Annotated in this window: 10 protein-coding genes; 7 read left to right on the forward strand and 3 right to left on the reverse strand. The window is 62.3% G+C overall.

Annotation, left to right across the window (positions count from 1 at the left end; translation table 11 throughout):
- Positions 1-331 precede the first annotated feature (331 nt).
- Positions 332-2,698 carry a hypothetical protein gene (locus tag FV222_RS01240; protein ID WP_147812717.1) on the forward strand — a complete coding sequence of 789 codons (2,367 nt, stop codon included), beginning with the start codon at positions 332-334 and terminating at the stop codon, positions 2,696-2,698.
- A gap of 312 nt (positions 2,699-3,010) precedes the next feature.
- Positions 3,011-4,015 (forward strand): hypothetical protein, encoded by a 1,005-nt coding sequence (locus tag FV222_RS01245; RefSeq protein WP_147812718.1) that lies wholly within the window; start codon positions 3,011-3,013, stop codon positions 4,013-4,015.
- 33 nt (positions 4,016-4,048) lie between these two features.
- Here the strand turns inward: FV222_RS01245 and FV222_RS01250 are convergent, their stop codons facing one another.
- Entirely contained in the window at positions 4,049-5,335 is a 1,287-nt protein-coding gene (locus tag FV222_RS01250) for an FkbM family methyltransferase (RefSeq protein WP_147812719.1), read from the reverse strand.
- Positions 5,336-5,630: 295 nt separating this feature from the next.
- Here FV222_RS01250 and FV222_RS01255 point away from each other — a divergent pair, with 295 nt between their 5' ends.
- From FV222_RS01255 to FV222_RS01275, 5 genes are all read left to right on the forward strand, one after another.
- Positions 5,631-6,308 (forward strand): class I SAM-dependent methyltransferase, encoded by a 678-nt coding sequence (locus FV222_RS01255; protein ID WP_147812720.1) that lies wholly within the window; start codon positions 5,631-5,633, stop codon positions 6,306-6,308.
- Between the two features lie 47 nt (positions 6,309-6,355).
- Complete coding sequence (locus FV222_RS01260; RefSeq protein WP_147812721.1) at positions 6,356-8,062, forward strand: glycosyltransferase; 1,707 nt, start codon at positions 6,356-6,358, stop codon at positions 8,060-8,062.
- A complete protein-coding gene (locus tag FV222_RS01265) occupies positions 8,059-10,437 on the forward strand; it encodes a glycosyltransferase (RefSeq protein WP_187277162.1) in 2,379 nt (792 codons plus the stop codon). The genes FV222_RS01260 and FV222_RS01265 overlap by 4 nt, the downstream gene beginning before the upstream one ends.
- Entirely contained in the window at positions 10,437-10,988 is a 552-nt protein-coding gene (locus tag FV222_RS01270) for a hypothetical protein (RefSeq protein ID WP_147812723.1), read from the forward strand. Before FV222_RS01265 ends, FV222_RS01270 begins: the two co-directional genes overlap by 1 nt.
- Positions 10,989-11,135: 147 nt before the next feature.
- The gene (locus tag FV222_RS01275) at positions 11,136-11,555 is read left to right on the forward strand and encodes a hypothetical protein (RefSeq protein WP_147752982.1); all 420 of its coding nucleotides are present in this window, start codon (positions 11,136-11,138) and stop codon (positions 11,553-11,555) included.
- A 511-nt stretch (positions 11,556-12,066) separates the two neighbouring features.
- On the opposite strand, the gene FV222_RS01280 is transcribed toward FV222_RS01275, so the two are convergent.
- A complete protein-coding gene (locus FV222_RS01280; RefSeq protein WP_147812724.1) occupies positions 12,067-12,291 on the reverse strand; it encodes a hypothetical protein in 225 nt (74 codons plus the stop codon).
- A 259-nt stretch (positions 12,292-12,550) separates the two neighbouring features.
- Positions 12,551-12,919: a helix-turn-helix transcriptional regulator gene (locus FV222_RS01285; RefSeq protein WP_147752984.1), complete on the reverse strand. Its 369-nt coding sequence runs from the start codon at positions 12,917-12,919 to the stop codon at positions 12,551-12,553.
- Between the last annotated feature and the right edge of the window lie 571 nt (positions 12,920-13,490).

Here is a 13,490-nt window from a genome sequence, read left to right on the forward strand (position 1 = left end):
CTAGCCCGGCGCAGCAGCATGAAAGGCACAGCATGACGTGGCGTCGGCGCACCGACCCGATCCGCCTTGACCAAATCATGTTCTTCGCCGCAGTATATTACGAGGCCTACCTTATCAGGAAGCGCCGGGTCAAAAACTGAAATCAGCTTTGGCCCATACGTGTGGCTCCTCCCGCTTGACCCATCAGTTGCGGTGTAGAAAAGGTGTCCGCCGACGCCGGTTCTCTAGGTCGCCAGGATGGTGAAATGATTGCTTGGTAACGGGCCTTGCCTGAGGATCGGACAGTGATGAGGGTCAGTTCCGTCGCGTGCGGCCAGGTGGGAAGCGGAATGTGAGCGCCACGGTCCTCTCGTTTTTTCGCCCCGCTCCCTCGACGAGTGGGGATTGGTCTCAGCAGGAACTGGCTGAGTTTTATCGCGTCGAGGCGGCCTCACTGCAGGCTGGGCTGCGACTGGCAATCGAGCGCGGGCTGAGCGATGAGGGCGACCCTTGGCTCGTGTTTTGCCGGGAGGAAGGGGACGTCTTCCTGCACTTTGCGCGCGTCGATGGTGCCTACGTCATTGTCAGCGACATGCTGGGCGAGCCTCTGGTCGGACCAGACTTTCGGGCGCTTTTGGCCGAGCTCGTGGCACAGAACCCGAGCGTCCTGCCGATTTACCGAAACGCAGCAGGATCGGGCGGAGCGAAGCAGGGCGCGCAGGTTCTGATGCACCCCGCGGCGCTCCTGGCCGCGATCGTGGCAACAACGTGTTTATTCTCCTCGATGGGCGAAGCAGTCGCCGGCGAAATGCAAGACGGCATTGGCATGCCTCATGGAGCGTCAGACGCTGCTGCCTCGTCCGATAGCGCAGACATCCCCTTTATCCACCTGGGCACACATGTGTCAGAGACCGATTCGACAACCCGGAGCCGAACCAACGAATCACGCGAGCTCGCAACGACCGTCAGCCTTGTTGTGGCGTGTATGGCGTCGTTGCTGACCCATGATGGCCTTGCCACGACGTTGCCGAGCTCGGGTGGGCTGAGTTTTTGGGATGGGGGGCTGAGCAGCTCGACGAGCGTGCACGCGGTGGGGGCCCGCCTGACAACGTTAGAACAGCAAACCGTAGCGCGAGAGGCAGCTGCCAAGTCAAGATCCGAAGTGGCGTTGGACGCCGCCGCGAGTTCTCAAACTGAGCCTGGAAGCCTGTTTTCTGCTCTACCCGCCTCGCAGCAGGGGAACGGGATTTCGCTGACCGCGCCGAATGGGACCATCATCGCTTTCACCCTCGACTTGGCCAATTTCGGTCCATTACCACGAGATCTGCTGGCCGCTGGGGGGGGGCAGATGGCGCATATCATGCTTGCGCCAAGCTCCGGTCATGCTCAATCCGTCCCGTCCCGTGGGCCCGATGTTCCGAGCGCTAAGCCCAGTGAGCTGCCAAGCGCGAACGCATCCACGCCAGCGGGCACCCCGACAGCCGGCTCAAGCCTGGAGGGTGCTGGGACGCCATTAGCGAGCAGTGAAGGGCTGACGCAAAGTCATGCCGCCAGCTCAAGTGGCGGCCTACCAAGTGTCGCTCGTGCCACAACGAATTCCAGTGCTGCCGTGATCGCTCCGGCAGCGGCATCGGCTACAGAAATGCAGACCACACCGACTCATGTCGATGTGAGCACGAAGTCGACAGCTTCCTCTGCCACGACGTCCGTTCTCCTCGTGGATGCAACGTCGAGCAAACTCAGCTTTGTCTCACCGGGATCGGACTTTCTGGCGGGAAAGAAACTGTCTGAGATCTTCCGCGATGATGCGAGCTTGACGAGCCAGAATATTTCAAAATTTCTGCATTCCCTCATAAGCCAGAACGCCGGCGATCATTCGGCAGATCTTGTCAAGGGTGGATCGACAACTCATGACCTCGTCCTCGACAAGGTTGATCTGACAGGCCCGGCCGTCGGCGCCCTCACAACCAGCCTGACGACCGAACCAGCCTCGATGCAGGTCGCCGAACCAACAAAGCCGAATGTGTCCGTGGGATCGGCAGGTGCGGCCCAAAGCCTCCCTGCCACGAGTTTGACGAACAAAACGGCTGCAGCCCAGGCGGATGCCCCTGGCAATGCTGAGGTTTCCCTTGCTCATACCGGGAACCACAGCACGACAGATCCGGCAGCTCAGCTCATCTCGAAAGGAGTGTTTCCGACGGAGGGGCTCACATCCTCCGAAACATCGGTGAACAAAACGCTTGTCGCGGCGAGCACAGACGCCATGGGCTTGCCGCCGGTCGGCACAGGCGGTGGAACTGTACCAGCGCCGAATTCCCTCAACCCGACGGAGGCAACACCGGTCACGGCGCTTGGTGTGTCCATGGTTACATCTGTTCTGCCAGGTAAGACGGACTCGACTGTGATCGTCGATCACACAACGGCGCTACAGTCAGCCACGGTGCTGTTCAGTAATGCGAATACCGCGTCGCAGACGATTTCGCTGAGCCTGTCAGGAAAGACCGGCATCCTCGATGACGACCAGTTGAAAATCATTGATAGCTTCATTGCGCATACACCCAACCTGCAGATGAAGATTGTCGACAACATGTTGCAGCTTTACGACCCTACGCTGGTGGACAACGCCAGTATCCACCCCGTGTCTTGGGACATCGGTGGCGGATCAATCGTTCAGATCGTCGGCCTTCTCGACGCACCTCATCCCGGTCCAATGGGTTGAGATGAGCTCGGCCGCGGACCCTGCCACGTCGGTCCATACGGTGGACCAGCACCTCATGCGTCGCGTCCGCCACATCTGCACCCTGGCGCGCCTTGTTAAAGCCGACGAGGATCTCCCATGAGAGGCCTGCTCGGGGCCAACCTTAATCAGGGGCAAAGCAGAAGGACGTGAGTGCGGTCGGCCCGAACTGCATGGACCCGTCATTCGGATCATCGCGCCGGCCAGTGGTAGACACGTACGCCCGTCTGCTACAGGGAGGCGACGACGCCCCCAATGAGAGCTCGTCCAGCCACGGGACGGCTGAAAGGCAACATGGCGATTGATCTGACCGACTCACAGTTCTGGAGGCGTTACGTTCCTTTCTGGAATCCCCTGAGTGACGTTCCATTCGTTGAAACGGCCCATCAGACCTACTCCGTGCCAACGGCAGACGGTGAGCTCACCGTCAAGAGTATGTTGTCGAGTTTGGAACTGGCGCTCCTTTATGCCCTGGCGCGGGATTACTGGACCGGGGAAGGAGAGATCGTCGATCTTGGCTGCCTCTATGGTCTGACGACACGCACGATGGCGGAGGCCGTTGCTCAAAACACGCATGTGTCGCCGGCCGAAAAAGCGCAGCGGATATATGCCTATGATCTGTTTCTCGCCGAGGATTACGATTGGTGGTCTCAAGCGTCATCGACAGTTCACGCTGGCAGTTGGTTTTCCGACTTTCTCAAGATCAACCGCGACCGCCTCGATATGCTGGTTCCCTGTCCAGGCGATCTCTTGCGGATGAGCTGGGGCGCAAAGCCGATCGAGATTTTGATGGTCGACGCCGCTAAATCATGGGATCTTAACGCCTGGATTGTCCGAAAACTGTTCCCCAATCTTATTCCGGGAAAGAGTGTTGTCATTCAGCAGGACCAAGTACACTCCATCGAGTATTGGATTACCATAACGATGGAATACTTTGCTGAAAAATTTGATTATATTGATACGATCTATGGATCGTCGGCATTCTATCTGTGCAAGGCGCCGATCTCCCACGAAGAAGCGCGGGTCGATTTACAAGCGATGCCGCTTGCCGAGAAGGAGCGGCTGCTGCTGTCCGCGATAGCCCGGGGGCGGCTCTCCTTGCGGGAAGCGCTGAAGGTGACCCATGCCCAGCTGCTGATCGATCATGGTGAGGAGGCCAGGGCGCGCGCGGTCCTCAACGAGATGTCGACGGAGCGTTTATCAGCTGACCCCGCGTATGATTTCTCGGAAGTGGCTCGTGCCGACAGGGATCGGCTGCTCACATCTCTGGATGCGACCGCTCGCTTAGGCGCCTCATGAGGGGTGCGTCCGCAGCCCCCTGCCGTCCTGGAGCTACGTTGCCGAGATCGTAAGGGCATCAACCTTGATCTGCAGTCGCGCGGCTTTGACGAGCGAAATATCGCGTGCTGCAGCCAGCCGGCGTTCTTCAGCCTCCAAAGTGGCGATCCGAGCGCCGCGCTGCTCGGCGAGGTTTGTCTGGGCAGAGAGTGCGGCCTCTTTTGCTTGAATTAGGGTCGTCTGCTCTTGCGTGAGCCCGGCTAACTCCAGGGCGAACAGGTCCCGCTCCGCGATGCGCAAAGCCGCGGACTCGGCTGTTTCTGCCTGCATCAGGGTCGCCTGCTCTTGCATGAGCCCGGCCAACTCCAGGGCGAACAGGTCCCGTTCCGCGATGCGCAAGGCCGCGGACTCGGCTGTTTCTGCCTGCATCAGGGTCGCCTGCTCTTGCATGAGCCCGGCCAACTCCAAGGCGAAAAGGTCTCGCTCGGCTGTCAATTGTTGCGCGAGCCGGTCACGTTCATCGACGCGTAACGCGCATTCCCTCGCCCAGGCATCCCTTTCGACACGCAGACGGTCCCGTTCTGCCACCAATCCTCGAATCCCGCCCTCGGGAATCTGATCCAGCGTTGCGCGAGCCGATGCGACGTAGTCGACGCGGCGATCCGTGTGAGGGATCAGGAAGTGATCGAAGACATTTGGTGGGGCATCAAACAGTCCCTTGCGCCACGCATCTTCGTCGCGAACGTAATAGCGATTGAGCCCATCGAAGTAGCAGAACTGATAGCCCTTCCCCAAAAGGCCGTCTTCCCACGCATTGGACGATAGCGTGATGCTGTCGGGCTCAGTCGCTTCAATCACCAGGATGCGGGGACGCACTGTCGTGAACGGGTAGGCCTCAAGGATCGGACCTTCCGCGCCCTCGACGTCGATTTTTAGAAAATCGATCGTGCGCCCATCCGTATGCTGCTCGAACAAGTCATGGAGGCTCAAGGCGTCGACGTCGATCATTCCCTCGGCCTGCTGCCCACTTGCCGTGTGCTGCTCTGCGATGTCACCGACGGTCGTCGAGAGTCCGTCGAAGAGATGCAGCCGCAAGGTGCCGGATTGCCCGCCGACGGCGGCTTGGAGGTTCACGTCGTGCGGGCGCTGCTGACGCAGCAGCGCCTGAAACCGCGGGTTGGGCTCGACGTTAATCCCGGTCCAACCTTGCGAGTAAAACCAGTAGCTGACGTTGTCGATCACGGGATGAAAGGCCCCGATATCGATATAGAAGCCGCGCGTGATCTCGGGGAGGGCGCGGCGGAGCAACACGTCTTCGAAGTTCTGGGCGTAGGTGACCATCGCAGGCAGAACCCGACGCGCGGTCCAACTTGGGACCGAGATCGGAGCACGGTCCTTCCTTAGGATCACCTCGCCGGAGGCGCGGCGGTATCGTCGAACTCGAGTTGCCACGTTTGGTCTCGCCTCAACAGCGGAGCCCTGTTAGAGAGGCGCCGCGTCTCATGTTCCAGAAGCGAAGTGGCTTATAGACCTCTGCGGCGAACGGGAAGGCGCCTCGTGCCAGTCCGTGAGGAATGCCGCTGTCGCGCGAGAAGGGACGGCCGGGTCACAGGGGCGTTTTTGCCAGAGGTTCGCAATGTTCGATGATCTCATGTTTCCGGGCGTGCTCGGTGACCATTGGCAAATGATGCAATGGGAGCGCATCGGGCTGACAGGGGTCCTGTCGCGGGTCCGTCCGAAGGGCGCGCTCGAGGTGGGCGTCTATCACGGGGGCAGTCTCAGCCTTACCCATCAATATGCCGGTCAGATCATTGCAATCGATATCGACCCGGAGGTTCGCGGCCGGTTCCCGATCCCCCACAATGTCGATCTGCGGATAGGACCGTCCCAGACCTTGATTCCAGAGGCGCTCGCGGATTTCCAGGCGCGCGGCATCCCCCTCAACTTTGTTCTGATCGACGCAGATCACTCGACCTCTGGCGTCAAGCGCGACCTCGAATTGGTTCTCGCCTACCAGCCGACCGAGCCACTTGTGATCCTCATGCATGATTCCGGCAACCCGGACACGCGACGGGGGATCCTTGCCGTCGACTGGTCCGCCAATCCCCACCTGCACTTCGTCGACTGCGACTTCATCCCAGGCCAGATCATCGAGCATGCCGTGACCGAAACGTCCGGCGAGATCTGGGGCGGCCTCGGGCTGGCCTACCTCGACCCAACCCCACGTACCGGCGCGGCCGAGATACGCCAGAGCGCGAGAACCTCTATCCGCTGCCTTCACCATTGTGGACCGGACCTCACTATTTTGCGCTAAGCCACCCATCCTTTAAGGAGCCTCCAGTCAGTGTGTGAGGATGCTCGGTGAGCCGGATCGTTGTCGTCAGCAACCTGTTTCCACCCGTTGTCATGGGTGGTGCCGAGATCGTGGCCCATCGCCAGGCCACTGCGTTGGCCGCTGAGGGGCATACGGTTGCGGTGTTCGCGGGCGGTTATGCCGAGGGGGAACGGGAGCCCGGATCCCTAACGCTGGAATCGGGGAATGACTTCCCGATCTATCGCTTGGCTTTGACCTCGCTCCACCCCTCTGAGAATTTTTACCGACCCGAGGAGGAGAGGCGCTTCCTCTCGGTGCTCGCCACGCATCAAGCTGATCTCGTACACTTCCACAACGTTGCGGGTCTTGGCTATAACCTGATCCCCGCCGCGAAGGCGTTCGGCGCCCGAGTCATCGTCACGCTTCACGACCATGGCGGCTTCTGCTTCAAGAATACGCTGTTGCGCAATGATGGCCGGCTCTGCACCGACAGTGAAGACTGCGCGGTCTGTTTACCCGCGATGGGTGCAGCCGAGGGCGAGATCCTGCCGATCCGCATGCGGCGCGATTACGTGGCCTGGTGCCTGTCTCAAGCCGATCAGCTGCTAAGCCCGAGCGCCTACCTTGCTGAGGCCTTCGCGAGCACGCAGGTCGTATCCCGGCCGGTGCAGCATCTTTCGAATGGCATCCCGACCACATCGATCGCTGTCGAGACGAAGCCCGCGATCCCGCCGATCCGGTTCACCTGTTTCAGCTATCTCGGCGAGCACAAGGGCATTGCGACGCTGCTGAACGCGGCCGAGGCGCTGGCCCAGGATCCCGCCCTAGATGGGCTGTGGCAACTGACGATCGCCGGGCACGGCCATCTCGGGGACGGTCTGACACAAGACATCGCCGCGGGCCGGTTTGGAACGGGTGTGCAGTTTGCCGGCCGGCTGCCGCATGCTGAGGCGCTTGCCTGCCTTGCCCGTACCCACGTCGTCGTGCTGGCCTCGCATTGGCCGGAGAACGAGCCAGTCACCCTCCTTGAGGCGATCGCCTCGGGAACCGCTCAGATCGCCACCCGGATCGGCGGCAATCGCGAACTCGTCGATGAGGACCAGTCGGGCTTTCTGGTCGAGCCCGGCAATACTACGGATCTTGCTGACGCGATGCGCCGGTTCATCCAATATCCGGACCTCGTCCAACGCTTCGGGACCCACAACGCGCAGCGCCGCGTCCGTTTCGACGAAGCCCATACGCTGGACCGCCTCAAGACCCTCTACGAGACGCTTCCTGCCGCAGCACCCGAAGCGGACGACATCGTGGTCGTGTGCGCGGGGCGGGCACCATCCCCGGCTTTTTCGCGCAAGCTCCAGATGATGTTGGGTCGGTTCCACTTGGCGGAGGACATGGATAGACGCGTGCGTTTTGTCTGGCACGCCTGGGCGGGTTCGTCGGTTTGGCGTCAGGCTCAGCTTCTGTGGCTATGGGGAGAGACGGGCACGGCAGAATTGCCGCTTGTGACGCGAGCTTTACGCGCGGGAATCCCGGTCCTTGCCCCACAAGACTCACCTCTCGCAGACGCGACCAAAGCCGGGAGTGTGGTCGGTGTCTATGCCTCGCTTCTCGAAGCCGTCGGCCAGATTGCCGCTCTGCAGGACATGCCTGGAAATCAACCGGGCCTGTCGTGTGCCGGAACGAGCACGGCTCGTTTTCTGAATGCGATCGCCCCCCGCGCCAGTTTCCATCTGCCGGTGCGAGCACTTACGTGAGCCCGAATGCTCGTCTGATTGCAAAGCCCCGCGTTCTCATTGCCAACGAGCGATTCCTCGCGCGTTTTGGCGTGGACCGCATCCTCGTGCTCTTGGCCGAGCACCTCGTGGCAAATGGCGTCGAGGTATCCTTTGCGTGCTGCCGCTGCGACCGGGCGGTGCTTGAGCGGATCAGTGATAACATCCTCGAGATCCCGCTTCCCGAAGGACTCGATGTTGCCGGTGCTGATGCCCATGTCGCGCAGCAACTCCTCGCGGCCTGGATCGAGGCGCCCGTCGACACGATCGTCACAGGCGGGTGGCCGTTCTTTGGAATCGCCGCGCGGGCGAGCGCCGCCGGGGTCGCCAGCCACTTCATCGATGCAGGCGCGGTGCCCCACGATGGTATCCCGGACGAGGCCCTGCCGGTGCAGCAGGAATTGCGGCGACTGCGCCAGGGCACACTCCCGGCGATCAACACCATCCTGCCGATCAGCCGCTTCATTCGCGAAAGCCAGACGGAGCCCGATCGGGGCGGTGGACACGGCGTGCGGACCGTCCTCCTCGGGGGCGATCACATGGCCCGGTCCCCGGCTGAAGCGAGGGACAGCCAACAGGCTGAGAGCGAGGCCAAGCTCTTGGCCAAGCTCGACGCGCACTCGGCCGCGGGAACCCAGCTGATCCTGGCGCTGGGCCGTGCGGAGCCCACGGGCTACAAGAACGCACCGGCAACTTTTGAGGTGCTGCGCGACGTGCGGGCCGCGGGCCTCGACGCGCACCTCCTGCTGCTGGTCGGGCCCGACACCTTCCCCGTGCCGAACGATCTCAGCGACGTCGTCACCTTACTTCCGACCATAAGCGACCCGGGCTTGCAGGCCGTGATGGAACGGTGCGCGCTGGGCCTGAGTCCCTCACTGTGGGAAGGATTCAACCTTCCCATCGCTGAGATGCAGTGGCTGGACCGGCCTGTCTTGGCCTTCTCCATTGGTGCTCACCCCGAGGTGATCGCCGACCCGTGGTTCCTGTGCCAGTCCCAGGCCGAGATGGTGCGCAAAGCCGTCTCGCTTCTCACCGACGGCGTCCCCGAGACGGTCACCGCGTTGCAACGCTTCGCGCAGTTTCGCGAACGGTTCACCTGGGCCGCAACGCTCGCGCAGTGGACCCACGCCATCCTGAAGCCGCTGCATGCTCACCAGCAGCCCGAACGGGAAGTCGGCCGCCGCCTCGTCCTAATGGACGTCTCGAACTCGGCCCGCGATCCGGCCAATTCCGGCGTGATCCGGGTGACGCGTCGGCTCGCGGCTCAGCTTGCGGAATACGTGGAGTTCGACCTTCTGTTCGTACGCTGGAACGAACAGGAGAGCCGTTACGAGCGTCTGTCGGGGTACAATTATCCGTTCCTGTCGAGCAATGCCGGGCCTCGTGACTGGATTGGGCTGACCGCCGACACGTTCGGCGATCCCGCACCGCTGTCACGGCTGACTGGTGCGGGCGATCCTCACAGCACGCGCGATCCCATCCTGTTCCTGTCGGAGGTCATCCTCGATGGAACGGGCCCAGCGCGCGTGGCCTGGGCGCGCGCGCAAGGCTACCGGGCGGCGTTTCTGTTCTACGACATGTTGCCGGTCTACGAGGCCCGTTACGTCGACGGGGCCGTCGCCGCGGCATTTCCGGCTTATCTTGCGGCACTGCGCGCGGCCGATGCCCTCTACGCGATCTCAGGCTTCAGCCTCAGCGAATGCGAGCGCTGGCATCGCGAGGCGGGCGAAGTCCTCCCGGAGCGGCGTGAAACCATCTGGCTGCCCGCCCAGTTCGGTGACCATCCTCGCGTGCGAACGGCGCCTGAGCCCTCGGAGACGGTCGAGATCCTTTGTGTCTCGACGATCGAGCCGCGTAAGAACCACCGGCTTCTCATTGAGGCATTCCAGACCCTGCGCCGGCGTCGGCCGGACCTGTCGGTTAGGCTCAACCTCGTGGGCAACAGCTATGGGGGAGCCGAGGGCCTGGCGGATTGGGTGCGTCTGGCCCAACGGGCGGACGATCGCCTGGTCTGGCACGGCATCCTGACCGACGAGGCGATCGCGGCCCTCTACGCGCGCGCCAGCTTCACGGTGTATCCCTCACTCGCCGAAGGCTTCGGCTTGCCCATCATGGAGAGCCTGTGGATGGGGCGCCCGTGTCTGTGTCATGAAGGCGGGGTCATGGCGGAACTCGCCGAGACGGGGGGCTGCCTGACCGTCAACATGGCAAGCGTGTCCGAGGTGACGGCCGCGCTCGAGCAGATGATTGTGAATGCGGATCTGCGCGACGTCCTGAACCGTCAGGTTCTCACCCGTGCGATCGACACCTGGGCCACCTATGGCGCAGCGATCGCGGATCGCCTTCGGGAGCTTTGATGACGCACGCCTCGACTTCCCTCGATGAGAGCGACTTGCGCGAGCAGTTCACGCAGGCCGCGGCGCGTCGCCGAACTCTCTTCGCCGCACGGGACGCACTCTCCGCCGCGATCCTAAGCGAGGCTGACCATTTTACGGGCCCGTCCGGTTCGCTGGCGCCGTCCGCTGCGTCACGGGCTCCCGAGCCCGCATCAGGACCGATCGTTTCCCTGCCCAAACCTCCTCAGCCGAAAACCTGGTGGGAACGCCGCGCAGCCGCTGCCCGGCAGCGCAAGCGACGCGAGGCCATTCTAGCCGCCCGTCTCTTCGATGCGACTTGGTACCGGGCTCGCAACCTCGACGTGGCCTCCGCTGGGATGGATCCCCTCGCGCATTTCCTGGAGCACGGCAGTTTTGAGGGGCGGTCGCCCGGGCCTGGTTTCGACGCGATCGCTTATCTCGCCCGCTACCCTGACGTGATGGCCGGAGGGCTCGAGCCCTGGGTTCACTATACCCTTCACGGCAAGGCTGAGGGGCGGGTCACACAAGCGGTGCCATCATCCCTCCCGTGAGCACCATTATGTCATTGACGCGCGGCTCCAGAGGGCAAGACAAGCGTACTCCCCGAAACGGGAACGAGCGCTTCGGGCTGAGCGCTATTCCATCCCAAGATTAGACAGCCGCCGCTCAGGGCGCGCAGACAGAAAAAGGACCCAGCAATGGCTAATCCAACCGATCAACTTGGAATTTATGTCGATATCAGCAAGAACGTCGTCCCACGTTTGAACTTCACGCTCGGTGGTCACACGACGAATGTCGATATCGACACGGCCGGCGCATCTGAACTCGCTGGCTCGCTTCTGATGTCGAGCTTCATCTGCAGCATCGGCAAAAGCCTGCCGGAGGGCACTCCGATCTCTTCCGGCCAATTGCCGGTGGCCTCGGTCGAGGGGCAGGTCGACGCGGCGACCAACCTGCCCACTTTGGTCCTGACCTTGATCGGAGGCGCCAAGCTCACCTTCGTCATGTCTGCAGATCTCGCAGCGCAGAGCTCGATCACCCTGTTGACACAGGTACGGGCAGTCACCCCGCTTGAGCAGGCGGATGAAGGTTCAAACGACAAGCCCAAGATGCAGTGAGCATCACCCGCGCCTCAGATATGAGGGGCAATTTGGTACCAAGGATTATGCTATTAACGAGGAACCCCAACCTCGACCTGTAGCAAGTCTCGGTCAAGCCTGCAGCATTAGCTGATCCAACCTAAGTGCTGGACCCCAAGCTTAATCCAGGGCGTGGTCAATGAACCCAGCCTCAGGGTTGGATGGGGAAGCCTTCTTGGCCAGTTTCCGGCTCTGCGGTTGTCAAACAGCGTTGAATATTGGTTCATCCGCACTTCCGGTGCTGACGGGCGATTGGGGGCTGATGGGTAGAGTTGCACCGGCTCCTGGCTGTTGATCATGCAACATGAAGCCCCCGCTGCTGCAGGAGGTCGAAGCCGGCACGACCGTGCCGCCATCGAAAGCGATCCGGTGCGGTCTCTCGACATTAAGCGATCCAACGTCGAACGATATCGACACCACCACCGAAGCCCCGCGCCCGCAGTTCCCGGTGCAAGGCGGCACCGCTGCGGAGCCCCTCCTGCCAACGGGCTTAGGCAAAGCTGCGATGCTGGTCGAGCAGAAGCAGTCCCAGCGCTCGGCGATACGGGACGAACGTGCCGGCCCGCAGGTAGCTGCGCACCGTGTTGCGGGCCAGCCCGGTCCGGTGCGTGATCTGCAGGATCGGCAGACCCTCCGCATGGATACGCAGGACATCGTCGAAGCGCCTAGGGCGGTTCTCGCTCGCTTGCGAGAGAGATGGCGTGGGAGCGGGCACGGCTGGTATGCTACCGGAAGAAGACCGCGAAGTCCGGCCGCCTGCTGGATCTGTGTCTGGTGGCGCACAACGACGGAACGGAGGGCTTCGGAGACGTTGACCAGAAGGGTGCCAGCGGTCGGCGACCTGAATGGCAGCGGGGGGCGCCGCTGAGGGCGGCTTCGGCGTAGGGGCCTGCCCCGTCCCGGCTGACGACAGTGATGCCCGGATGCGCCTCGAGCCAGTCCCTGACTGAAGCGGACGAGCGGCCCGGCAGCAATCAGGGGGATACGAGACGAAGCCCCGGCTTCACGGCCGCTTTTTCAACCGCCGCGCCCTGGGCCGGCTGAGCCTCAGGATCGAATAAAATCGCTGCTGTCTCAGGATCGTAATAGGGCAGAATCATCCTGACGAAGTCCCGTGCTTCGATACCCAAAGCCTCCGCCCAGACCCGGAACTTGTCTGGCGGGATCCGGCCCCGGCCGGTCTCCAGCTGAGAGATAAAAGTGTAGACGCCACCGCCCACGAGCGCGCACAAGTCGCGCTGCGAAAGGCCCCGCGCCTCGCGCAGAGACTTCAGAAGACGACCGGCCTCGCGGCGGAGCTCCTGAACTTCTGGGCTAGAGAGGCGCTGATGGTTGCTGAACATCGTTCCCGACCTGACGAAATGCGGCTATGCAGTTAACCCCATACCCTGACTGTATGAATCCCGAGGATTCAGTCAATGGGCAGAGTTGAGCGATCTGCTCATTGAAGAGGCATTCTCACGGGAAAACCGCAACGAGGCGACGATCCTGGCGCCACATTGCGCTAAGACCACAGTGAGGAACACCCCGGTTACCGTTCCGCTCCGTGCCCCTAGCCCCTGCGTGGCTTGCATCACGCGCCCGGTCGATGAACGAGTGCATGGACAAGCCGTCGGAACTCGGCCGTCGTGAACGACGTCAGGCTCCGGTCCCCCGGATCGTGCAGCTTGGGCGTGTGGAACTGCTCGAAATGCTCGCCCGCCCCGCGCGCTGGCGCTCGTAGCTCGCCAGCTTCTCCCGTCGCTCGGGCAGGCTGCGGAAGACCCAATCGAGGTGGATGAAGAAGGTGATCGGCCCCCACGAGGTGGTCCAAGGGTAAAGTTAGTGCACGGTGGGCCGCTCCGCCACGGATAGCTTGGCCGGCGGAGCTGGTCTGGCAAGCGCAGCCGGCCAAGCGGAGAAGGCTGGCATGAA

Origin of the sequence: Methylobacterium sp. WL103 (assembly GCF_008039885.1) — a bacterium.
In the GTDB taxonomy this organism is placed as follows: Bacteria; Pseudomonadota; Alphaproteobacteria; order Rhizobiales; family Beijerinckiaceae; genus Methylobacterium; species Methylobacterium cerastii.